Source organism: Pantoea eucalypti (genome assembly GCF_009646115.1).
Lineage (GTDB): Bacteria > Pseudomonadota > Gammaproteobacteria > Enterobacterales > Enterobacteriaceae > Pantoea > Pantoea eucalypti.
Genome location: NZ_CP045720.1, coordinates 3631319 through 3654820, shown reverse-complemented (window position 1 = coordinate 3654820; position 23502 = coordinate 3631319). Strand labels below are relative to the sequence as shown.

Genomic DNA, 23502 nt, shown 5'->3' with positions numbered 1-23502 from the left:
CACTTTCTTTGCCCACTTAACGTGGCAGAGAAATTTTGCTCTCTTTAGAGGGGCGATACAGCACCAGCGTTTTGCCGATCACCTGTACGTTGCTGGCACCGGTCTCACGCACGATAGCCTCAACGATCAGCTGTTTCGTTTCACGATCTTCTGAGGCGATTTTTACCTTGATCAGTTCGTGATGCGCCAGAGCCTGCTCGATTTCGGCCAGCACGCCTTCAGTCAGGCCGTTGCCACCCAGCATAACCACGGGCTTGAGTGGATGGGCGAGGCCCTTGAGGTGCTGTTTTTGTTTGGTACTTAGATTCATCGTAGTTTTTTACTTACTCAGGGATTGAAAACGGTTCATTCTACCGCCATCTCGGGTATATCACCAAATCGACGCAACCCATTGCGTGCAGGTTTATCGCTACGATGACGATTTAGTTGGAAATAATATGACGGGTAAAAAGCGTTCAGCCAGCTCCGGCCGCTGGCTTCAGGAACACTTTAGCGATAAATATGTGCTCCAGGCGCATAAAAAAGGGTTGCGCTCGCGCGCCTGGTTTAAACTTGATGAAATACAACAGGGTGACAAGCTGTTCAAACCCGGTATGACCGTGGTAGATCTGGGTGCCGCACCCGGTGGCTGGTCGCAATATGTGGTACAGCAAATCGGGAACAAAGGGCGCGTCATTGCCTGTGATATCCTGCCAATGGATCCAATAGTCGGTGTCGATTTCCTTCAGGGCGATTTTCGTGAAGAATCGGTGATCAATGCGCTGCTTGAGCGCGTTGGCGATCAGAAAGTTCAGGTTGTCATGTCCGACATGGCGCCGAATATGAGTGGTACACCTGCCGTAGATATTCCCCGGTCGATGTATTTAGTGGAGCTGGCGCTGGAGATGTGTCGGGATATCCTGGCACCTGGCGGCAGTTTTGTAGTGAAAGTGTTTCAGGGAGATGGCTTCGATGAATACCTGCGGGAAATTCGCTCCCTGTTTACGAAAGTAAAAATTCGTAAGCCGGACGCTTCACGTTCTCGTTCACGTGAAGTGTACATTGTGGCGACTGGGCGCAAACTATAACCAAATTGCTGGAGAAGTCCGCAGCGTTGCTGCGATTCCATGTATGCAGGAACTATAGTACCCTACGCTATCTGTTAACACCGATGTAATATGAGGTTAATCCCTTGAGTGACATGGCGAAAAACCTGATTCTCTGGTTAGTCATCGCGGTCGTGCTGATGTCAGTATTCCAGAGCTTTGGGCCCAGCGAGTCGAATGGCCGTCGGGTTGATTATTCAACCTTCCTGTCGGAAGTGAACCAGGATCAGGTCCGCGAGGCACGCATTAACGGGCGTGAAATTAACGTTGTCAAAAAAGACAGCAATAAATATACCACCTACATTCCTGTCAATGATCCTAAGTTGCTCGATAACCTCTTGACCAAAAACGTCAAAGTGGTTGGCGAACCGCCGGAAGAACCAAGCCTGCTGGCTTCAATCTTCATTTCGTGGTTCCCGATGCTGCTGCTGATCGGTGTGTGGATCTTCTTTATGCGTCAGATGCAGGGCGGTGGCGGAAAGGGCGCGATGTCCTTCGGCAAAAGTAAAGCCCGCATGTTGACGGAAGACCAGATTAAAACCACTTTCGCTGACGTCGCAGGTTGTGACGAAGCGAAAGATGAAGTGGCTGAGCTGGTGGAATATCTGCGTGAGCCGAGCCGTTTCCAGAAGCTGGGCGGTAAAATTCCAAAAGGCGTTCTGATGGTGGGGCCACCGGGTACCGGTAAAACCTTGCTCGCCAAAGCGATTGCTGGCGAAGCGAAGGTGCCTTTCTTCACTATCTCCGGTTCTGACTTTGTGGAAATGTTTGTCGGTGTTGGTGCATCCCGTGTGCGCGACATGTTCGAACAGGCTAAGAAAGCGGCACCGTGCATCATCTTCATCGATGAAATCGATGCCGTTGGTCGTCAGCGTGGCGCCGGTTTAGGCGGTGGTCATGATGAACGTGAGCAGACGCTGAACCAGATGCTGGTTGAGATGGATGGTTTCGAAGGTAACGAAGGTATTATCGTTATCGCCGCGACTAACCGTCCTGACGTACTGGACCCTGCGCTGCTGCGTCCGGGCCGCTTTGACCGTCAGGTTGTTGTAGGCCTGCCCGATGTACGCGGTCGTGAGCAGATCCTGAAAGTGCACATGCGTCGTGTGCCACTGGCTACCGATATTGATGCAGCGATCATTGCACGTGGTACCCCAGGCTTCTCAGGTGCCGATCTGGCCAACCTTGTCAACGAAGCAGCGCTGTTCGCCGCCCGTTCAAACAAGCGTGTGGTGTCGATGGTTGAGTTCGAGAAAGCGAAAGATAAAATCATGATGGGTGCGGAACGTCGCTCCATGGTGATGACGGAATCGCAGAAAGAGTCAACGGCTTACCACGAAGCCGGCCACGCGATTATTGGTCGCCTGGTACCAGAGCATGATCCGGTCCATAAAGTTACGATTATCCCGCGCGGCCGTGCGCTGGGTGTGACCTTCTTCCTGCCTGAAGGCGACGCGATCAGCGCCAGCCGTCAGAAACTGGAAAGCCAGATTTCAACGCTTTACGGCGGTCGTCTGGCAGAAGAGATCATCTACGGTGCAGAACGTGTTTCTACCGGTGCGTCTAACGACATCAAAGTCGCGACTAACCTGGCACGTAACATGGTGACGCAGTGGGGCTTCTCTGAAAAACTGGGTCCGTTGCTGTATGCAGAAGAAGAGGGTGAAGTGTTCCTTGGACGTTCTGTCGCGAAAGCGAAACACATGTCTGATGAAACTGCCCGCATCATCGACCAGGAAGTCAAACACCTGATCGACAGCAACTACCAGCGTGCTCGCCGCATTCTGGGTGAGAACATGGACATCCTTCACGCGATGAAAGACGCGCTGATGAAGTATGAAACCATTGATGCACCGCAGATCGACGACCTGATGGCACGCCGCGAAGTGCGTCCGCCAGCAGGCTGGGAAGATCCAGGCAGCAACTCAGATAGCAACGGTACGCCAAAGGCGCCACGTCCGGTTGATGAACCGCGTACGCCAAACCCAGGCAATACCATGTCAGAGCAGTACAACAAATAAGACGTAACATCGTCAGACAAAACCCCGGCTGGTCCGGGGTTTTTTACATCCAGATATTGATCAGCAAGGAGTTTTCACCATGAAGTTGTTTGCCCGTGATTCCCATCTCGATTTATCTTTCCCGCATGTGATGGGCATTCTGAATGTCACGCCGGACTCCTTTTCAGATGGTGGTAAACATAACGCGCTGGTTGATGCGCTGACGCATACCAATGAGATGGTTAATGCAGGTGCCACCATTATCGACGTGGGCGGTGAATCAACCCGTCCTGGCGCTGATGAAGTGAGTGTGGAGGAAGAGCTGGAGCGGGTGATTCCGGTGGTCGAAGCCATCGCCCAGCGTTTCGAAGTCTGGATCTCAGTGGACACCTCTAAAGCCGAGGTTATCCGGGAAGCTGCGCGAGTGGGTGCTCACATCATTAATGACGTTCGTTCACTCACTGAACCAGGCGCGCTCGATGCTGCAGCCGCTACCGGACTTCCCGTCTGTTTAATGCATATGCAGGGCGAGCCGCGCACCATGCAGCAGGCACCGGTTTACGAAAACATCTTAAGCGAAGTGGACACTTACTTCGCTCAGCAGATTGCACGCTGTGAAGCGGCGGGAATTAAAAAAAAGCGGCTGATACTCGACCCGGGCTTCGGTTTCGGTAAAAATCTCAGCCACAATTATGAACTGCTGGCTCATCTGGGCGATTTTCACCACTTCGGTCTGCCGCTGCTGGTTGGGATGTCGCGTAAGTCAATGATTGGTCAGCTGTTAAATGTCGGCCCATCACAGCGTTTAACCGGCAGCCTGAGCTGCGCGGTGATTGCTGCCATGCAGGGCGCGCAGATTATTCGCGCGCATGACGTAAAAGAGACGGCCGAAGCGATGCGCGTGGTCGAAGCGACCCGAAGAGCAAAAGGAGTATCATGAGTAATCGTAAATATTTCGGTACAGACGGCATTCGCGGCAAAGTCGGTGAAACCCCCATTACCCCCGATTTTGTCCTGAAGCTCGGCTGGGCCGCAGGTAAAGTGCTGGCGCGCCATGGTTCTAAGAAGATCATTATTGGTAAAGATACCCGTATCTCTGGCTACATGCTGGAGTCCGCGCTGGAAGCAGGCCTCGCTGCGGCAGGCCTGACAGCGGCGTTTACCGGCCCGATGCCGACGCCCGCCATCGCCTATCTGACCCGCACCTTCCGCGCAGAGGCGGGCATTGTGATTTCGGCGTCGCACAACCCGTTTGACGACAACGGGATTAAGTTCTTTTCCTCCGAAGGCACCAAATTGCCTGATGACGTTGAAGAAGCGATTGAGCTGGAGATGGAAAAGCCGATTACCTGTGTTGAATCAGCGCAGTTAGGCCGTGCCAGCCGCATCGTGGATGCCGCAGGGCGTTACATTGAGTTTTGCAAAGGGACATTCCCCAGCGAACTGAATCTGAATGGCCTGAAGATTGTGGTCGACTGTGCCAATGGTGCCACCTACCACATCGCGCCGAATGTATTGCGTGAACTGGGTGCGACCGTCATTGCTATTGGTGTCCAGCCAGATGGCATGAACATTAATAAAGAGTGCGGTGCAACCGATCTCAAACTGCTGCAGCAGCGTGTGCTGGCCGAGAAAGCTGATATTGGTCTGGCCTACGACGGCGACGGCGACCGTATCATGATGATTGACCATCTGGGCGACAAAGTGGATGGTGACCAGATCCTCTATATCATTGCACGTGAAGCATTGCGCCAGGGACAGTTACGCGGCGGTGTAGTGGGTACGCTGATGAGTAACATGGGACTGGAGTTAGCGCTGAAGCAGCTTGGCATTCCGTTTACCCGCGCCAAAGTGGGTGACCGTTATGTGCTGGAGAAGATGCAGGAGAAGGGCTGGCGTCTCGGTGCTGAGAACTCCGGTCATGTGATCCTGCTCGATAAAACCACGACCGGCGACGGTATCGTTGCAAGTTTGCAAGTACTTACTGCAATGGTGCGCAACCACATGAGCCTGCACGATCTCTGCAGTGGTATGAAAATGCTGCCGCAGGTTCTGGTCAACGTGCGCTTTTCAGGTGAACATGATCCGCTGCAAAGCGATGCCGTCAAAACCGTGACCGCGGAAGTGGAAAAAGCGCTGGCAGATCGCGGACGTGTTCTGCTGCGTAAGTCCGGCACCGAGCCATTGATTCGTGTGATGGTCGAAGGCGAAAATGAAGCGCAGGTCACCGAACTGGCGAATCGCATCGCCGATCAGGTCAAGGCTGTTTAAAACAGTAACAGGCAGTCTGCAGAGTGTGGAACTGCCTGTAAAATCACCGGGATGGCGCTTTTTTCTGCAATCAGTTCGGGTAGTAAAAATTGCACTTGCAGAGATATGCGCCTTTGGTTAGTATTCACACCCGCTTCTGATGGGTGATGACGAGACTCCCCATCAATACTGGTGAAGCTTTAACTGTACGATTATCGTGCAAGGAACAGGTTGAATATGTACGAAGCTCTTTTAGTTGTTTTCCTTATTGTAGCTATCGCCCTCGTGGGTATGATCATGCTGCAGCAAGGCAAAGGCGCTGATATGGGAGCCTCATTCGGTGCAGGCGCATCCGGTACAGTGTTTGGTTCGTCGGGTTCAGGTAATTTCATGACCCGTACTACTGGCATTTTAGCGGCATTGTTCTTCATCATCAGCCTGGTTCTGGGTAATCTGAACAGCAATAAAGCGTCAAAAGGAAGTGAGTGGGAAAATCTTTCTGCGCCGGCGCAGTCTTCTCAACAGACTGAAAAGCCAGCTCAACCGGTTACACCGGGCAGCGATATTCCTAAGTAAGGTCGTCAGCACAACGAATCGTTGTGGTCAGTGCAGTGCCGTGGTGGTGGAATTGGTAGACACGCTACCTTGAGGTGGTAGTGCCCGATTGGGCTTACGGGTTCAAGTCCCGTCCTCGGTACCAAATCGTAGTATCACTTGCATTTTTTGCAGGTCTGGCGTATTATTCGCCACGTTTTCGGACGCGGGGTGGAGCAGCCTGGTAGCTCGTCGGGCTCATAACCCGAAGGTCGTCGGTTCAAATCCGGCCCCCGCAACCACTTTCCCTTTGAGTTCTTTTTCAAATATACTGTATGCATCGACGGACGCATTCACGGCTATTTTTTGAAAGAAAATTCTTTGGATGGAGTCCGGGCCGCATTGCGGCATACAGGGTCCAGTGATTAAAAGCCCCGAATATTCGGGGTTTTTTGTTATTAGCGAATCGTAATACTGGGCTATAGGCCCTTTTTTTATGTCTTGGGGGTGGGCTTGTCCACATTAGAGCAAAAATTGACAGAGTTGGTATCGGCTCCCGTAGAAGCGCTGGGTTACGAACTGGTTGGAATTGAATTCGTTCGTAGTCGCACATCTATCCTGCGCATCTATATTGATAGTGAAGATGGCATCAATGTCGATGATTGCGCCGATGTCAGCCACCAGGTAAGTGCGGTAATGGATGTTGAAGATCCTATTACTGTTCCTTACAACCTTGAAGTCTCTTCACCGGGACTCGATCGTCCTCTGTTCACCGCTGAACACTACACCCGCTTTATGGGTGAAGAAGTGAGCCTGGTGTTGCGTATGGCCGTTCAGAACCGCCGTAAATGGCAGGGAACCATCAAGTCAGTTGATGGCGAGATGATCACGGTGCACGTTGAGGGTAGCGATGAAGTGTTCGCGCTGAGTAATATTCAGAAAGCGAACCTGGTCCCCCACTTTTAAAAGTCCGGATTGAGGCTAACCAGGATGAACAAAGAGATCTTAGCTGTTGTAGAAGCCGTTTCTAACGAAAAAGCCCTGCCGCGTGAGAAAATCTTCGAAGCGCTGGAGAGCGCGCTGGCGACTGCGACCAAGAAAAAGTACGAGCAGGAAATTGAGGTACGCGTCAGCATTGATCGCCGCAGTGGCGATTTCGATACTTTCCGCCGCTGGGAAATCGTTGAAGAGGTAACACAGCCGACGCGCGAGATCACGCTGGATGCGGCCCGCTTCGAAGATGAAGCATTCAATCTGGGCGAATATGTCGAAGATCAGATTGAATCGGTCACCTTTGACCGTATCACCACCCAGACTGCTAAGCAGGTTATCGTGCAAAAAGTGCGCGAAGCTGAGCGCGCAATGGTGGTTGATCAGTTCCGTGAGCAGGAAGGCGAAATCATCACCGGTGTGGTGAAAAAAGTTAACCGCGACAACATTTCCCTCGATTTAGGCAGCAATGCCGAAGCGGTCATTCTGCGCGAAGATATGCTGCCGCGTGAAAACTTCCGCCCGGGCGATCGTATTCGTGGCGTACTCTACTCTGTACGTCCGGAAGCGCGTGGCGCGCAGCTGTTCGTCACGCGTTCCAAACCCGAAATGCTGATTGAACTGTTCCGGATCGAGGTGCCAGAAATTGGCGAAGAACTGATTGAAATTAAAGCAGCCGCCCGTGATCCGGGTTCGCGCGCTAAAATTGCAGTCAAAACCAACGACAAACGTATCGATCCGGTCGGTGCCTGTGTGGGCATGCGCGGCGCGCGTGTTCAGGCAGTTTCCAGTGAACTGGGTGGCGAGCGTATTGATATCGTGCTGTGGGACGATAACCCGGCACAGTTTGTTATCAACGCCATGGCTCCGGCCGATGTGGCGTCAATCGTGGTTGATGAAGATAATCACACCATGGATATCGCCGTAGAAGCTGGCAATCTGGCTCAGGCGATCGGCCGTAACGGCCAAAACGTGCGTCTCGCTTCGCAGCTGAGTGGCTGGGAGCTGAACGTGATGACCGTCGATGATCTGCAGGCTAAGCATCAGGCTGAAGCACATGCAGCGATCGATATGTTCACTAAACATCTCGACATCGACGAAGAGTTCGCCACCGTACTGGTGGAAGAGGGCTTCTCCTCGCTGGAAGAGCTGGCATACGTGCCAATCAACGAGCTGCTGGAAGTCGACGGCCTCGACGAAGAGACCATTGAAGCCCTGCGTGAACGAGCAAAAAATGCGTTAACCACCCTGGCACTGGCGAAAGAAGAGAGTCTTGGAAATCAGGAGCCCGCTGAGGATCTTCTGAATCTTGAAGGCCTCGATCGTGCGCTGGCGTTCCGCCTGGCGTCGAAAGGCGTTTGCACGCTGGAAGATCTCGCTGAGCAAGGTGTTGACGATCTGACGGATATTGAAGGCCTGTCTGATGAACAAGCCGGCGCGCTGATTATGGCCGCACGTAATATCTGCTGGTTCGGCGATGACGCGTAATAACAGGAAGGAACAGCATGACAGATGTAACCGTAAAATCGCTGGCCGCAGAAATTCAGACTCCGGTCGATCGCCTGGTACAGCAATTTGCTGATGCGGGTATCCCTAAGTCTGAAAATGACGCGGTGAGCCAGCAAGAGAAAGAAACCTTACTATCTCATCTGAACCGTGAACACGGTCAGGTCGGTTCAGCTAAGCTGACGTTGCAGCGTAAAACGCGCAGCACCTTGAATATTCCAGGCACCGGGGGTAAAAGTAAGTCGGTGCAAATTGAAGTCCGCAAAAAGCGTACCTATGTGAAAGGTGATGCAGAGTCTGAGCAAGCTCAGGCAGAAGCTGAAGCCGAGGCGCAGCGTGAAGCGGAAGAGCAGGCGCAACGCGAGGCTGAAGAAAAAGCCCGTCGCGAAGCTGAACAGAAAGCGCAACGTGAAGCCGAAGACAAAGCAAGGCGCGAAGCCGCTGATAAGGCCAAACGTGCAGCAGCGGAAAATGACAAAGTGACAAATCAACCTACCGACGAAGTGACAAAGGCTGCGCAATCAGACAAAGCCCGTCGCGAAGCAGAAGCTGCTGAACTGAAGCGTAAAGCTGAAGAAGAAGCGCGCCGTAAGCTGGAAGAGGCTGCCCGCCTCGTAGCCGAAGAAGCCCGCCGTCTGGCTGAAGAGAAATCAGCTGAATGGGAAAAACCGGAAGAAGAGGATAAAGGCGACTATCACGTCACCACTTCTACCCATGCCCGTCAGGCGGAAGATGAAAACGACCGTCAGGTTGAAGCAGGTCGTGCGCGTGCGCGGACGACTGCTAAAGCTGCGCGTCCGGCGAAAAAAGGCAACAAACACTCTGAAGCCAAAACTGACCGTGAAGAAGCGCGTGCGCAGGTTCGTGGTGGTAAAGGCGGCAAGCATCGCAAACCTAGCGCACTGCAGCAGGGCTTCAACAAGCCAGCGCAGGCTGTTAACCGTGATGTTGTGATTGGCGAAACCATTACCGTAGCCGAACTGGCTAACAAAATGGCAGTGAAAGGTTCTCTGGTCATCAAAGCGATGATGAAGATGGGCGCAATGGCGACTATCAACCAGGTGATCGATCAGGAAACTGCACAGCTCGTTGCCGAAGAGATGGGCCACAAAGTAACCCTGCGTCGTGAAAACGAGCTGGAAGAAGCGGTAATGGACGATCGTGATACCGATGCTGCGCAGGAGTCTCGTGCGCCGGTTGTCACCATCATGGGCCACGTCGACCACGGTAAAACGTCTCTGCTGGACTATATCCGCTCCACTAAAATCGCCTCTGGCGAAGCGGGCGGCATTACACAGCACATCGGTGCTTACCACGTTGAAACTGACAACGGTATGGTCACCTTCCTGGATACCCCGGGCCACGCCGCGTTTACCGCGATGCGTGCACGTGGTGCGCAGGCTACCGACATCGTTATCCTGGTGGTTGCAGCAGACGATGGCGTAATGCCACAGACTGTTGAAGCTATTCAGCACGCCAAAGCCGCGAAAGTGCCGGTTGTGGTTGCCGTGAACAAGTGCGATAAGCCAGAAGCGGATCCGGATCGTGTTAAAAACGAACTGACTCAGTACGGTATCATTCCGGAAGAGTGGGGCGGCGAAAACATGTTCGTGAATGTCTCTGCGAAAGCGGGTACCGGCATTGATGATCTGTTAAACGCTATCCTGCTGCAGGCGGAAGTTCTGGAACTGACCGCTATCCGTGAAGGTATGGCGAGCGGCGTGGTGATTGAATCGTTCCTCGACAAAGGTCGTGGTCCGGTTGCCACCGTGCTGGTACGTGAAGGTACGCTGAACAAAGGCGACATCGTTCTTTGTGGTTTCGAATATGGCCGTGTTCGTGCAATGCGTGACGAACTGGGTCGCGAAGTCATGGAAGCGGGTCCGTCTATCCCGGTTGAGATTCTGGGCCTGTCCGGTGTGCCGGCTGCGGGTGATGAAGCGACTGTGGTACGTGACGAGAAGAAAGCACGCGAAGTTGCACTCTATCGTCAGGGCAAATTCCGCGAAGTTAAACTGGCTCGCCAGCAGAAATCTAAGCTCGAGAACATGTTTGCTAACATGACCGAAGGCGAAGTATCTGAACTGAACATCGTTCTGAAAGCTGACGTTCAGGGTTCTGTCGAAGCCATCTCTGATTCTCTGCAGAAACTCTCCACCGATGAAGTGAAGGTGAAGATTGTGGGTTCAGGCGTCGGCGGGATTACCGAAACCGATGCGACCCTGGCGGCTGCTTCTAACGCCATTCTGCTTGGCTTCAACGTTCGTGCCGATGCCTCTGCGCGTCGCGTCATTGACGCAGAAAGCCTGGATCTGCGCTACTACTCTGTCATCTATAACCTGATTGACGAAGTTAAAGCGGCGATGAGCGGTATGCTGGCACCAGAGTACAAACAGCAGATCATTGGTCTGGCTGCGGTCCGCGACGTATTCAAATCACCGAAGTTTGGCGCCATTGCCGGTTGTATGGTGACGGAAGGTAACATCAAACGTCACAATCCAATCCGTGTCCTGCGTGACAACGTGGTGATTTACGAAGGCGAGCTGGAATCTCTGCGTCGCTTTAAAGATGACGTCAACGAAGTGCGTAACGGCATGGAGTGCGGTATCGGCGTGAAGAACTACAACGACGTTCGCGTTGGCGATATGATCGAAGTGTTTGAAATCATCGAAATTAAACGCACCATCGAGTAATAGACTGCTGATGTGTTGCAATTTGGGAGGCCTCTGGCCTCCCGAATTATTTGGGAGAAATAATGATGGCGAAAGAATTTGGTCGCCCGCAGCGCGTTTCACAAGAGCTGCAAAAAGAGATTGCGATGATCCTGCAGCGTGAGATTAAAGATCCACGTCTTGGCATGATGGTCACGGTGTCTGGCGTTGAAGTGTCACGCGATCTTGCCTACGCAAAAGTGTTCGTCACTTTCCTTAACGACAAAGATGAAGATGCCATTAAACATGGCCTGAAAGCGCTGAAAGAAGCGTCAGGTTATATTCGCATTCTGCTGGGTAAAGCGATGCGTCTGCGCATCGTGCCTGAGCTGACCTTCTTCTACGATAACTCGTTAGTTGAAGGGATGCGTATGTCCAATCTCGTCACCAGCGTTGTGAAGAATGATGCTGAACGTCGTGGTCCGGACGCCACTGGCGATGACGAGGAGGCGTAATGAGTCGTCCGCGTCGTCGCGGTCGCGACGTCCATGGCGTGTTGTTGCTGGATAAGCCACAAGGCGTCTCGTCGAATGATGTCCTGCAGAAAGTAAAGCGTATCTTCAACGCTAATCGCGCAGGACACACCGGCGCGCTTGATCCCCTGGCCACTGGCATGTTGCCAATTTGCCTGGGTGAAGCAACCAAGTTTTCTCAATATCTGCTGGATTCCGACAAACGCTACCGTGTGATAGCCCGACTGGGCGAGCGGACTGACACGTCAGACGCCGATGGCAACATCGTGCAGACGCGTCCGGTCAGCTTCAGTCAGGCCGAACTCGATAGCGCCCTGGAGAGCTTCCGCGGCGAAACGCTGCAGGTGCCCTCAATGTTTTCGGCACTGAAGCATCAGGGACGTCCGCTGTATGAGTATGCGCGTCAGGGCATTGTGATCGAGCGTGAACCGCGTCCGATCACGGTCTATGAGCTGCAGTTTATTCGCTGGCAGGATAATGAGCTGGAGCTGGAAATTCACTGCTCCAAAGGCACCTATATCCGCACCATCATTGATGATTTGGGTGAAAAGCTGGGATGCGGTGCGCATGTCACCATGCTGCGTCGTGTGCAGGTTGCCCGTTATCCCTATGAAAGGATGGTGACGCTGGAGCAGCTCAATACCCTGCTGGCGGAAGCCACTGACGCTGGCATCTCACTGGAATCGCAGCTTGATCCGCTGCTGCTGCCAATGGACAGCCCGGCCTCTGATTTCCCTGAAGTGAATATCCCGACTGCCGTGGCAGATTTGTTCCGCCTGGGACAGCCAGTACAGGCGAGTAATGCGCCTGCACAGGGACTGGTCAGGATATCAGAAGGCGAAGCGCGTAAGTTTATCGGCATGGCAGAAATTGCCGCTGATGGGCGTCTTGCGCCGCGTCGTTTAGTGGTTGAGTATCAGGATTAAGTCGTGCGGCCACTTTTCGCTGATGGGGCATTTGCGTTGCTATCAGGCGCAGAGTAGAATAGTGCGGCTTTAAAGCGGGATGCTGAATTAGAGATCGGCACCCATACATTCATTTATTACCGGAGTTTATTATGTCTCTAAGCGTAGAAGCTAAAGCAGAGATCGTTGCTAAATATGGCCGTGGTGCTAACGACAGCGGTTCAACCGAAGTTCAGGTTGCCCTGTTGACCGCGCAGATTACCCATCTGCAGGGTCACTTCTCTGAGCACAAAAAAGACCACCACAGCCGCCGCGGTCTGCTGCGCATGGTATCTCAGCGTCGTAAGCTGCTGGACTACCTGAAGCGTAAAGACGTTGCACGCTACAGCAGCCTGATCGAAAGTCTCGGTCTGCGTCGCTAAGTCTGAAAAATCTGATCGTCGGGGCATTATGTGGTTTTTTGCACTGTGTGCAGCTTACGATCAGATTTGTGCGAGTTTCGTGAAGAGGGGGCCTTTATGGCCCCTTTTTTCGAGCAATCGGCAGCAATCCGGTCCAAACTGATGTATTGTTGCTTAGTGTGATCTTTAGTTTGCAGAATTTCGCGCGGCTAATGAGAGGCTTTACCGCAGAGGCGGTCGAGGGTTGTCATTAGTCGCGAGGATGCAGCTGAAGATTGGTAATCAATGGCGGGCTACAGATAGCCATGCCCCGAAGTTAAGGACTTTGACTTTGCTGAATCCGATCGTACGCAAATTCCAATATGGTCAACATACCGTCACGCTGGAAACCGGCATGATGGCTCGCCAGGCGACAGCCGCTGTAATGGTGAGCATGGACGATACTGCAGTGTTCGTCACTGTTGTAGGTCAGAAAAAATCTAAACCAGGTCAGGACTTCTTTCCACTGACCGTAAACTATCAGGAGCGTACTTACGCTGCTGGTCGTATCCCAGGCAGCTTCTTCCGTCGTGAAGGCCGTCCAAGCGAAGGCGAAACGCTGATTTCGCGTCTGATTGACCGCCCGATTCGTCCACTGTTCCCGGAAGGCTTTGTTAATGAAGTCCAGGTTATTGCAACCGTGGTTTCTGTTAACCCACAGGTTCACCCGGACATCGTTGCGATGATGGGTGCTTCTGCCGCTCTGGCGCTGTCAGGTCTGCCGTTCAATGGCCCAATCGGTGCAGCGCGCGTAGGGTATATTAACGATCAATATGTTCTGAACCCAACTGCAGATGAGCTGAAACAGTCTCGTCTGGATCTGGTTGTTGCGGGTACGCAGAATGCCGTTCTGATGGTTGAATCTGAAGCTGAGATCCTGTCAGAAGAGCAGATGCTGGGCGCTGTGGTCTTTGGCCACGATCAGCAGCAGGTTGTTATCGAAAACATCAATGCCCTGGTTGCAGAAGCTGGCAAACCACGCTGGGACTGGCAGCCAGAAGCGGCTAACACCGCACTGATTTCTCGTGTTGCTGCCCTGGCAGAAGCGCGCATCAGCGATGCTTACCGCATCACTGACAAGCAGGAGCGTTACACGCAGGTTGGCGTCATTAAAGACGAAACCATTGCTGCTCTGCTGGCTGAAGATGAAACGCTGGATGGTTCAGAAATCGGCGATATCGTGCATAGCCTCGAAAAAACCGTCGTTCGTACCCGTATCCTGAATGGCGAGCCACGTATCGATGGCCGTGAAAAAGATATGATCCGCGGTCTGGACGTGCGTACTGGCGTATTGCCACGTACCCATGGTTCATCACTGTTCACCCGTGGTGAGACGCAGGCGCTGGTTACGGCCACGCTGGGTACAACCCGCGATGCGCAGAACCTGGATGAGCTGATGGGCGAACGTACCGACAGCTTCCTGTTCCATTACAACTTCCCTCCGTACTCTGTCGGCGAAACCGGCATGGTAGGTTCGCCTAAGCGTCGTGAAATTGGTCACGGTCGTCTGGCGAAACGTGGCGTGTTAGCCGTTATGCCAAAAGCGGAAGATTTCCCTTACACCGTGCGTGTAGTGTCTGAAATCACCGAATCTAACGGTTCTTCTTCAATGGCCTCTGTCTGTGGTGCTTCACTGGCGCTGATGGATGCAGGTGTGCCAATCAAAGCCGCCGTTGCGGGTATCGCAATGGGTCTGGTGAAAGAAGATGAGAAGTTTGTGGTTCTGTCTGACATCCTGGGCGATGAAGATCACCTGGGGGACATGGACTTTAAAGTAGCCGGTAGCCGTGAAGGTATCACCGCGCTGCAGATGGACATCAAAATCGAAGGCATCACGCGTGAAATCATGCAGGAAGCGCTGAACCAGGCTAAGGGTGCGCGTCTGCACATCCTCGGCGTTATGGAACAGGCTATCAGCACACCGCGTACCGAGATTTCTGAATTTGCTCCACGCATCTACACCATCAAAATCAGCTCTGACAAGATCAAAGATGTGATTGGTAAAGGCGGCTCAGTGATTCGTGCACTGACCGAAGAGACCGGCACAACGATTGAAATTGAAGATGACGGCACCGTTAAAATTGCTGCGACCGATGGTCTGAAAGCGAAAGAAGCGATTCGTCGTATCGAAGAGATCACTGCAGAAATCGAAGTGGGCCGCGTTTACAGTGGTAAAGTGACCCGCATCGTTGACTTCGGTGCCTTCGTCGCTATCGGTGGTGGCAAAGAAGGTCTGGTTCACATTTCACAAATCGCTGATAAGCGCGTTGAGAAAGTGACTGATTATCTGCAGATGGGTCAGGAAGTGCCGGTTAAGGTGATGGAAGTTGATCGCCAGGGCCGCGTACGTCTGAGCATCAAAGAAGCGACAGAATCTAAGCCGCAGACTGAAGAAGCTGCAGCGGTGATTACACCTGACGCGGAATAAGACGTTGCTGGTTTGCCCCTCTTTGCCTGGCAGAGAGGGGCGTTTGTATCATCGCGAGGGCGGGAATCCTTGTGCACAGCAGGCGGATGACAGGATGGTTATCCCAATGTTTGTATTCGGGAGTGGGAAATGAAGCCTTTTCTGCGCTGGTGTTTTGTTGCGACAGCTTTGATGCTGGCAGGATGCAGCAACTCCAATTGGCGTAAGAACGAAGTTCTTGCAGTGCCTTTACAGCCCACACTGCAGCAGGAAGTGATACTGGCGCGCATGGAACAAATTCTTGCCAGTCGCGCTCTCACCGATGATGAACGCGCACAGCTGTTATATGAGCGCGGAGTGTTGTATGATAGTTTAGGTCTGCGGGCATTAGCGCGGAACGATTTTTCGCAAGCGCTGTCTATAAGACCAGATATGCCCGAAGTGTTTAACTACTTAGGCATATATTTAACGCAGGCGGGCAACTTTGATGCCGCCTATGACGCGTTTGATTCTGTACTTGAGCTTGATCCAACTTACAACTATGCGCATTTAAACCGTGGTATCGCCCTCTATTACGGCGGTCGATACAAGTTAGCGCAAGATGATCTGCTGGCGTTTTATCAAGACGATCCTAACGATCCTTTCCGCAGTCTGTGGCTCTATCTCGTTGAACGTGAGATGGATGCTGACAAGGCAAAAGTGGCGCTTCAACAGCGTTACGACAAAGCGGCGAAAGATCAATGGGGATGGAATATTGTCGAGTTCTACCTTGGAGATATCAACGAGAAAACGTTGATGGAAAGTCTCAAGGCGGACGCAACGGATAACACCTCGCTCGCTGAACATCTCAGTGAAACCAACTTCTATTTAGGTAAGTACTACCTAAGTCTGGGGGAGAAGGACGACGCGAAAGCGTTGTTCAAACTGGCGGTGGCCAACAACGTCAATAACTTTGTTGAACACCGATACGCATTGTTGGAACTGGCGCAACTCGGCCAGGCACAAGACGATTTATCAGAATCTGACCAGCAATAGCTGACGAACTTAATTTGCCTGTAAAACCTGTTAAGTCATCATCTTAAAGGATGAAGGCTTTTCTGTTCGTCAAAACTTTTAATTTGAGCCGGTTCACACTTTTTGATGAAAATGACTGAAAGTTTTCACGACGAGTTATGTAGACTGGCCGCCGCAATCTAAGAGGCACGTGTACTACATGACTGATATTCAAACCACTTTTGCTGACCTTGGCCTGAACGCCGACATCCTTGAATCACTGAATGGCATGGGCTACGTAAAGCCATCCCCAATCCAGGCTGAGTGTATTCCTCACCTGCTGGCGGGCCGTGACGTGTTAGGCATGGCGCAGACCGGGAGTGGTAAAACTGCGGCTTTCTCTCTGCCGCTGTTACACAACATTGATCCTACTGTTAAAGCGCCACAGATCCTGGTGCTGGCACCTACCCGCGAACTGGCGGTACAGGTTGCTGAAGCAGTTACCGAATTCTCTAAACACATGCGTGGCCTGAACGTCGTCGCCCTTTACGGCGGCCAGCGTTATGACGTGCAGCTGCGCGCACTGCGTCAGGGTCCACAGGTTGTTGTAGGTACGCCTGGTCGTCTGCTTGACCACCTGAAACGCGGTACGTTAGACCTGTCTAACCTGCGTGGTCTGGTGCTGGATGAAGCTGATGAAATGCTGCGTATGGGCTTCATCGAAGACGTTGAAACCATCATGGCACAGATTCCAGCGGATCATCAGACTGCGCTGTTCTCTGCAACTATGCCGGAAGCGATTCGTCGTATCACTAAACGCTTCATGAAAGATCCACAGGAAGTGCGTATTCAGTCAAGCCTGACCACGCGTCCTGATATCAGCCAGAGCTACTGGACTGCTTATGGTCGTAAGACCGATGCACTGGTTCGCTTCCTGGAAGCTGAAGACTTTGATGCTGCTATTATCTTCGTGCGTACTAAAAACGCGACGCTTGAAGTGGCAGAAGCGCTGGAGCGTAGTGGCTATAACAGCGCCGCGCTGAACGGTGACATGAACCAGGCACTGCGTGAGCAGACGCTGGAACGCCTGAAAGATGGTCGTCTCGACATCCTGATTGCAACCGACGTTGCGGCCCGTGGCCTGGACGTTGAGCGCATCAGCCTGGTTGTGAACTACGACATCCCGATGGATTCAGAGTCTTACGTTCACCGTATCGGCCGTACCGGTCGTGCCGGTCGTGCTGGCCGTGCGCTGCTGTTCGTTGAGAACCGCGAGCGTCGTCTGCTGCGTAACATCGAACGTACGATGAAGCTGACCATTCCTGAAGTTGAACTGCCTAACGCAGAACTGCTGGGTGAGCGTCGTCTGGCTAAATTTGCCGCGAAAGTACAGCAGCAGCTGGAAAGCAGCGATCTGGATCAGTACCGTGCTCTGCTGGCTAAAATGCAGCCAGAAGATGAAATGGATCTGGAAACTCTGGCAGCCGCACTGCTGAAGATGGCACAGGGCGAACGTCCTCTGATTCTGCCACCAGAAGCACCACGTCCTGCACGTCGCGAATACCGCGATCGTGACGAGCGTGATGGCCGTCGTGACAGCCGTGAAGCGCGTGGCGATCGTGCTCCGCGTGAAAACCGCGAAAGCCGTGATGGCGACCGTCCACGTCGCGAACGTCGTGACGTTGGTGAAATGCAGCTGTACCGCATTGAAGTAGGCCGCGATGATGGTGTTGAAGTTCGTCACATTGTTGGCGCTATCGCTAACGAAGGCGACATCAGCAGCCGCTATATCGGTAACATCAAGCTGTTTGGCACCCACTCAACTATCGAGCTGCCGAAAGGCATGCCAGGCGATGTGCTGCAGCACTTCACCCGTACGCGTATTCTGAACAAACCGATGAATATGCAGCTGCTGGGTGATGCACAGCCAAACGAAGGCCGTGGTGATCGTCGTCCAGCTGGCGGTGAGCGTCGTGGTCCAGGTGCTGGCGGTCCGGGCGCAGCTAACCGTGAAGGTGGTCGTCGCTTCTCTTCTGAACGCCGTGAAGGTGGTCGTGAAGGCGGTGGACGTACATTTAACCGTGAAGGTAGCCGTGGTCCACGTCGTGAAGAAGGCGCAGCTGCCGCTCCACGTCGTCGTGATGCATAACGACTTAGCGTCGTAGTAAAAAGGGAAGCCACTGGCTTCCCTTTTTTTATGCCCGTCAGGCACCGCCGCTAATCATGACGCGCTCTCCGCTGACATAGGCGGACTCCTCAGAGGCCAGAAAAAGCGCCACCTGCGCGACATCCTCTGGCAGACCAAAACGCCCCAACGGCGTAGCCGCCAGCAGCTGCGCTTTGAGCTGCGGACTCATCCTCTTCGCTGCCAGTAATCCCTCAGTCAGGATCATGCCAGGCGCCAGGGCGTTAACCCGGATATTCCTGGCACCCAGCTCGCGCGCCAGTCCCTGAGTCAGGGTATCCACCGCACCTTTGGTGGCTGACCAGAGTACGGAGCCCGGCGTGCTGTTTTTACTGTTAAGGGCGCTGAGGTTAATAATGCTGCCGCCGTGCGCGGGGAAGTGGCGAATCGCCTGCTGACAGACCATCAGCGTGCCGAGCAGGTTAACGTTAATTTGCTGCTGCATCTCCTCCTGTGTCAGCGCCTCAAACTCGCCGTGATGAAAGCTGCCTGCATTGTTCACCACAATGTCAGGTGCGCCGAAACAGTCTGCGGTGGTGGCGAACAGTCGTTCCACATCCCGCAGGCGAGAGATATCTGCCTGAACTGCCACGGCTTCACTGCCCAGGGTGATGATATCGCTGACTACGTCAGCGGCCCCGACTTCATCCTGACGATAATTGACCACGACGCGTGCGCCCGCTGCGGCAAAGGCGATAGCAATCGCCGCACCTATGCCTTTCGAGGCGCCGGTCACCAGTGCGATTTTGTTCAGCAGTGCTTTCATTATGTCATTCTCCGCCGTAATGATTGCGTCGAAAGACTATGCGCGCTGGTGCTGAGAAGCGGGTAGCGCAATCCTGCAAGCTTTTTGCACAATCCTGCAAAAGTGCCTTATCGCCACAGGTATTTGGCCGGAGGTCAGGTAATATCAGCACAGCGAGCAGGAGGGGGAAGAACAGAGTGACAGAGAGTGATAAGTGGCAGGCGCTGGCACAGTTAATTGCCCGTCATGCGCCGGAGGATGGCCGGCATTCCAGTGTCATCGATTGCTTGTTTTTTGGCCGGGTTTCAGCGCCCACTGAGCCCATGCACTTTGCTCAATGGGCCAGTTTTGCGCTGGTGGCGCAGGGCAGTAAAGCGCTGCATATGGGTGATGAGGTGCTGCACTATGGGCCGGGTGATCTGCTGCTGGTGACTCTCGATATGCCGGTACGCGCCTGCGTGACTGTCGCCACGCCGGAAAAGCCGAATCTGGGGATTGGTATTGCCATCAACGAATCCCGGCTGAGGCGCTATCTTGAAAAGTTTCCTCCCGCGCTGCCGCTGGCGATCGCACCTGATGAACGCGGCGTCACCGTACACAAAGTCTCACCTTTGCTGGTGGATGCGGTCATTCGACTGGTACGCCTGCTAGACCATCCCGAAGATATTGATGCTCTGGCTCCGCTCATTGAGCAGGAGATTTTCTACCGGTTGCTGACCGGGCCAGAAGGCTCGCGGATTTTAAACATGGCGCTGGCTGAGCGGCCGGGCAGTCGGGTGGCACAGGCTGCACGCTGGCTGCGGGAGAATTTTCATCAGCCGCTGAAAATCGATCAGCTTGCCAGTAATGTCGGCATGAGTATCTCTTCACTGCATCATCACTTCAAAGCCGTCACTGCCATGACGCCGATGCAATACCAGAAACAGCTTCGGCTGAATGAGGCACGGCGTTTAATGTTGGTAGAAAAGCTGGATGCCGGTACGGCAGGTTATCGGGTGGGGTATCAGAGCGCGTCACAGTTCAGCCGGGAGTATCGCCGCCTGTATGGGCAATCACCGGCGAGGGACAGCCGTGAACTGGCGGTGAGCACGGAGACCCGCCGCCTACCGCAAAACTGATTAGAGGCTGTTTGCCGCTTCCATCGCAATGGCAAAGGATTTGAGGCGCGCATCGCGGTCAAAAATCTGGCCGTTGACCATAATCTCATCCGCCTGGGTTTCACGCATCAGTGAGGCCAGCCCATGACGCACCTTATCAATATCGCCGACCAGTGACATGCTGAGCGCCTGCTGAACACCATATTGTTCTGACGGTGACCAGAGGTTATCCATGTTTTCAACCGGTGCCGGTAGCGGGCCCGGTTTGCCGCGGCGCAGGTTAATAAACTGCTGCTGCATTGAGGTAAACAGGAAACGCGCATCACGCTCATTATCAGCGGCAACCACATTAATGCAGACCATGGCGTAAGGCTTATCGAGACGCGCCGATGGCTTGAAGTTCTCGCGATAGACGTGCAGGGCCTGGAACAGCTGGTCAGGCGCAAAGTGGGAGGCAAACGCAAACGGCAGGCCCATTTTTGCTGACAACTGTGCGCTGTAAAGACTGGAGCCGAGCAGCCAGACCGGAATTTTCAGACCCAGACCGGGTACGGGTTGCACTGGCAGCTGCGCATCCGCGTCAGCATCGAACCAGTTAATCAGTTCAGCGACATCTTCGGGAAAGGTGTCGATGTGCATGTTGGCCTGATGACGGCGCAGCGCCATCATGGTGCGCTGGTCAGAACCTGGCGCACGACCTAAGCCGAGATCGATACGCCCAGGATAAAGGGAAGCCAGCGTGCCAAACTGCTCACCGATGACCAGCGGCGCATGGTTAGGCAGCATGATCCCGCCGGATCCCAGCCTCAGGGTCTCGGTATTCGCCGCCAGATAGCCAATCAGCACTGACGTCGCGGCGCTGGCAATCCCTGTCATGTTGTGATGTTCAGCCAGCCAGTAGCGTTCGAAACCCAGTTTTTCCGCCTGACGCGCCAGCGCCAGTGAATTATGAAACGCATCCCGTGCGGTCGCGCCCTGTGGAATCGGCGCAAGATCCAGTACGGACAGGCGAAGAGGTTTTTTATCAGACATGACTACTCCCGTTGAATGGCGCAGGCATTAAGTGAAGGCCTGCACCATTAAGTATTACGCATCATTCCTTCTATTAAAACTGCTAACCTGTGCAGGAATATAGCCGGTATGTGCTTTTACTCAGGAGACCAGCGTCATACCCGCCAGTTTGCGCCAGTAACCGTTACAATCGCTGCCTTTCGCGACCATTAACGGTGCCTGGCCGTTTTCATTGGCGCGGAAACGGTCGATCTCCGCCAGCGTCGTGACACCCTGCGGCGAGAGCCGGACACAATCAACCCGATCGCGCATACCGGCCAGATCGTTACCCAGGTTATAGCAGTAGCCGCTCATGGTCTGAATGCCATTGAGGACGAACACCTGCTGTCCCTCCTGAGAGTTAACGCGACGGCCTGCTGGATAGTTGATGCAGCAGGTTTCGCAGTCATCTTTCGCGCGGTTTTCCGAGCGGGCGGTGAAGCAGCGCGCCGAGAGCGCAAGCGGCAGATGACCGTAGCCCAGCACCTCCACCTCAAATTGCTGCCGGATACCTCGTCTCTCGCACTGCTCCAGCAGTTGTAGCAGCCAGTCACGGGACATCTCCACCGGCATACACCAGCGCGTCATGCCCTCTTTGACCAGCAGTTGTAGCGTGTCAGCGTTATAGACATTCAGCGTCGGGCCCGCGACAAAAGGCAGGTGACGTTCAGCGGCCATATTGACCGCGCCGATATCATTGGCTTCAATCAGAAACTCGCCGTTCTCAACGTAACGCTGCAGCTCTTTCAGCTCAGAGGGTGACTGCAGCAATGCCAGCGTGCTCAGTACCACCTGTTTGCCGCTGGCCGCGACTTCGCGGGCCAGATCCATCCAGCGCGCATAGGGCGTGGCGCGGCGTTTACTGCACACCGCTTCGCCGAGATAGATAATATCTGCGCGACTGCGGACAGCCTGTTGATAGAAATCTTCCAGCGTATCGGTTGGCCAGTACCAGAGCACCGGCCCAAGGGCATATTGCATCATGACTCCTTATTGCCATTCACGGTGATAAGCACCCAGCGTGGTTTGCGTGCCTTCGGAGAGATCGCCCAGCGTCTGCATCCACTGCGGCGCGACGTCAAACTGTTCCGGCTGCGCTTTGCAGCGATCGATGGCCTGACGCCAGACGCGCGCCACGTCAGCAACATAGGCGGGACTGCGCTGACGGCCTTCGATTTTCACTGAGGCGATGCCTGCCCGCAGCAGTTCCGGCAGCAGTTCCAGGGTGTTGAGGCTGGTGGGTTCTTCCAGCACGTGATAACGCTGATTGTTAACCTCATAACGCCCTTTACATAGCGTCGGGTAACCTGCACTTTCGTCCGGCGCGTAGCGATCAATCAGCACTTCATTGAGACGTGACTCCATGCCCTTTGGCGTCTGCTGCCAGCGCACAAATTTCGCCGGGGAGCAGGCGCCCGCGCTGTTAGGTGATTCGCCAGTCAGCCAGGAAGAGAGATAGCAGCGGCCTTCGGCCATAATGCACAGGCTGCCAAAGGCGAACACTTCCAGCGGCACCGGCGTGCTACGCGCCAGCTGTTTAACCTGATGAATCGACAGCACGCGCGGCAGCACGACACGTTGCAGATTGAAGTGGCGATGGTAAAAGCGAATCGCTTCCAGATTGGTCGCGGAAGCCTGGACAGAGAGATGACGTTCAACCTGCGGATAGTGCTTCGCGGCATATTCCAGCGTGGCGATATCGGCCAGGATCAGCGCATCGGCGCCGTTTTGCGCCGCTACATCGATTGCCCGCTGCCAGCGCCCCATACCATCCGGATGGGCAAACGTGTTAATTGCCACATGCAGTTTGCGCCGATGCTGATGCAGATAGCGCGCCGCTTCAGCCAGCTTTTTATCGGTGAAATTCAGGCCCGCAAAGTGACGGGCATTGGTGTCATCTTTCAGTCCCACATAGACTGCATCAGCCCCATTCTCTGTGGCGGTGCGGACGGCGGGTAAATTTCCTGCCGGACAGAGCAGTTCCATAGATGTTCCTCTCAACATGCGATGGGCGTCGAGTCTAGGCATCTGATCCGGGCAGTGTTTTGATTTGGGGCAGTGAAATTCCAGTTCATCGGCCCTTGCGGCACTTTTTTCCTTGCCACCGCAGCCGTTTTTATTGATCTCAGAG

Annotated in this window: 21 protein-coding genes and 2 tRNA genes; 18 read left to right on the top strand and 5 right to left on the bottom strand. The window is 53.9% G+C overall.

Features of this window, described 5'->3' with window-relative positions; all coding sequences use genetic code 11:
- Positions 1 to 16 precede the first annotated feature (16 nt).
- Positions 17 to 310, bottom strand: coding sequence for a ribosome assembly RNA-binding protein YhbY (gene yhbY, locus EE896_RS17070; protein ID WP_008925418.1), 294 nt, complete (start codon positions 308 to 310; stop codon positions 17 to 19).
- Positions 311 to 437: 127 nt separating this feature from the next.
- Between yhbY and rlmE the strand changes: the two genes are divergently transcribed.
- The 17 genes from rlmE (at position 438) to EE896_RS16985 (ending at position 18443) form a co-directional block, all read left to right on the top strand.
- On the top strand, positions 438 to 1067 hold the full coding sequence (gene rlmE, locus EE896_RS17065) for a 23S rRNA (uridine(2552)-2'-O)-methyltransferase RlmE (RefSeq protein ID WP_008925419.1): 630 nt from the start codon (positions 438 to 440) through the stop codon (positions 1065 to 1067).
- Between the two features lie 113 nt (positions 1068 to 1180).
- Complete coding sequence (gene ftsH, locus EE896_RS17060; RefSeq protein ID WP_033743100.1) at positions 1181 to 3106, top strand: ATP-dependent zinc metalloprotease FtsH; 1926 nt, start codon at positions 1181 to 1183, stop codon at positions 3104 to 3106.
- A 79-nt stretch (positions 3107 to 3185) separates the two neighbouring features.
- Complete coding sequence (gene folP, locus EE896_RS17055) at positions 3186 to 4025, top strand: dihydropteroate synthase (protein ID WP_039658941.1); 840 nt, start codon at positions 3186 to 3188, stop codon at positions 4023 to 4025.
- Positions 4022 to 5356, top strand: a complete 1335-nt coding sequence (glmM, locus tag EE896_RS17050; RefSeq protein ID WP_140916124.1) for a phosphoglucosamine mutase — start codon at positions 4022 to 4024, stop codon at positions 5354 to 5356. The genes folP and glmM overlap by 4 nt, the downstream gene beginning before the upstream one ends.
- A 216-nt stretch (positions 5357 to 5572) precedes the next feature.
- Positions 5573 to 5911 (top strand): preprotein translocase subunit SecG, encoded by a 339-nt coding sequence (gene secG, locus EE896_RS17045; protein ID WP_003851074.1) that lies wholly within the window; start codon positions 5573 to 5575, stop codon positions 5909 to 5911.
- A 37-nt stretch (positions 5912 to 5948) separates the two neighbouring features.
- Positions 5949 to 6035: transfer RNA gene (locus tag EE896_RS17040), tRNA-Leu, on the top strand.
- Positions 6036 to 6094: 59 nt separating this feature from the next.
- Positions 6095 to 6171, top strand: a tRNA-Met gene (locus tag EE896_RS17035).
- A gap of 211 nt (positions 6172 to 6382) precedes the next feature.
- Positions 6383 to 6835 carry a ribosome maturation factor RimP gene (rimP, locus tag EE896_RS17030; RefSeq protein WP_010251795.1) on the top strand — a complete coding sequence of 151 codons (453 nt, stop codon included), beginning with the start codon at positions 6383 to 6385 and terminating at the stop codon, positions 6833 to 6835.
- Positions 6836 to 6859: 24 nt separating this feature from the next.
- On the top strand, positions 6860 to 8347 hold the full coding sequence (gene nusA / locus EE896_RS17025; RefSeq protein ID WP_003851070.1) for a transcription termination factor NusA: 1488 nt from the start codon (positions 6860 to 6862) through the stop codon (positions 8345 to 8347).
- Positions 8348 to 8364: 17 nt separating this feature from the next.
- Positions 8365 to 11058 carry a translation initiation factor IF-2 gene (infB, locus tag EE896_RS17020; RefSeq protein ID WP_003851068.1) on the top strand — a complete coding sequence of 898 codons (2694 nt, stop codon included), beginning with the start codon at positions 8365 to 8367 and terminating at the stop codon, positions 11056 to 11058.
- Positions 11059 to 11123: 65 nt separating this feature from the next.
- Complete coding sequence (gene rbfA / locus EE896_RS17015; RefSeq protein ID WP_033731320.1) at positions 11124 to 11531, top strand: 30S ribosome-binding factor RbfA; 408 nt, start codon at positions 11124 to 11126, stop codon at positions 11529 to 11531.
- Positions 11531 to 12475, top strand: a complete 945-nt coding sequence (gene truB / locus EE896_RS17010; protein ID WP_140916125.1) for a tRNA pseudouridine(55) synthase TruB — start codon at positions 11531 to 11533, stop codon at positions 12473 to 12475. Before rbfA ends, truB begins: the two co-directional genes overlap by 1 nt.
- 131 nt (positions 12476 to 12606) lie before the next feature.
- On the top strand, positions 12607 to 12876 hold the full coding sequence (gene rpsO / locus EE896_RS17005) for a 30S ribosomal protein S15 (protein ID WP_003851063.1): 270 nt from the start codon (positions 12607 to 12609) through the stop codon (positions 12874 to 12876).
- 310 nt (positions 12877 to 13186) lie between these two features.
- Positions 13187 to 15322 carry a polyribonucleotide nucleotidyltransferase gene (gene pnp, locus EE896_RS17000; protein WP_140916127.1) on the top strand — a complete coding sequence of 712 codons (2136 nt, stop codon included), beginning with the start codon at positions 13187 to 13189 and terminating at the stop codon, positions 15320 to 15322.
- A 129-nt stretch (positions 15323 to 15451) separates the two neighbouring features.
- Complete coding sequence (gene nlpI, locus EE896_RS16995; RefSeq protein WP_140916129.1) at positions 15452 to 16336, top strand: lipoprotein NlpI; 885 nt, start codon at positions 15452 to 15454, stop codon at positions 16334 to 16336.
- Positions 16337 to 16441: 105 nt separating this feature from the next.
- Entirely contained in the window at positions 16442 to 16498 is a 57-nt protein-coding gene (gene yrbN, locus EE896_RS22900) for a protein YrbN (RefSeq protein ID WP_098053093.1), read from the top strand.
- 16 nt (positions 16499 to 16514) lie between these two features.
- On the top strand, positions 16515 to 18443 hold the full coding sequence (locus EE896_RS16985; protein WP_003851058.1) for a DEAD/DEAH family ATP-dependent RNA helicase: 1929 nt from the start codon (positions 16515 to 16517) through the stop codon (positions 18441 to 18443).
- A gap of 55 nt (positions 18444 to 18498) precedes the next feature.
- Here the strand turns inward: EE896_RS16985 and EE896_RS16980 are convergent, their stop codons facing one another.
- Entirely contained in the window at positions 18499 to 19245 is a 747-nt protein-coding gene (locus tag EE896_RS16980; protein ID WP_140916131.1) for an SDR family NAD(P)-dependent oxidoreductase, read from the bottom strand.
- Positions 19246 to 19421: 176 nt separating this feature from the next.
- Between EE896_RS16980 and EE896_RS16975 the strand changes: the two genes are divergently transcribed.
- Positions 19422 to 20342: an AraC family transcriptional regulator gene (locus EE896_RS16975; protein ID WP_140916133.1), complete on the top strand. Its 921-nt coding sequence runs from the start codon at positions 19422 to 19424 to the stop codon at positions 20340 to 20342.
- On the opposite strand, the gene EE896_RS16970 is transcribed toward EE896_RS16975, so the two are convergent.
- The 3 genes from EE896_RS16970 to ubiU form a co-directional block, all read right to left on the bottom strand.
- Positions 20343 to 21353 carry a luciferase-like monooxygenase gene (locus EE896_RS16970; protein ID WP_003851053.1) on the bottom strand — a complete coding sequence of 337 codons (1011 nt, stop codon included), beginning with the start codon at positions 21351 to 21353 and terminating at the stop codon, positions 20343 to 20345. It lies immediately after the preceding gene.
- Between the two features lie 120 nt (positions 21354 to 21473).
- Positions 21474 to 22352, bottom strand: coding sequence for a U32 family peptidase (locus tag EE896_RS16965; RefSeq protein ID WP_008925427.1), 879 nt, complete (start codon positions 22350 to 22352; stop codon positions 21474 to 21476).
- Positions 22353 to 22361: 9 nt separating this feature from the next.
- Positions 22362 to 23357 (bottom strand): ubiquinone anaerobic biosynthesis protein UbiU, encoded by a 996-nt coding sequence (gene ubiU / locus EE896_RS16960; RefSeq protein ID WP_008925428.1) that lies wholly within the window; start codon positions 23355 to 23357, stop codon positions 22362 to 22364.
- Positions 23358 to 23502 lie beyond the last annotated feature (145 nt).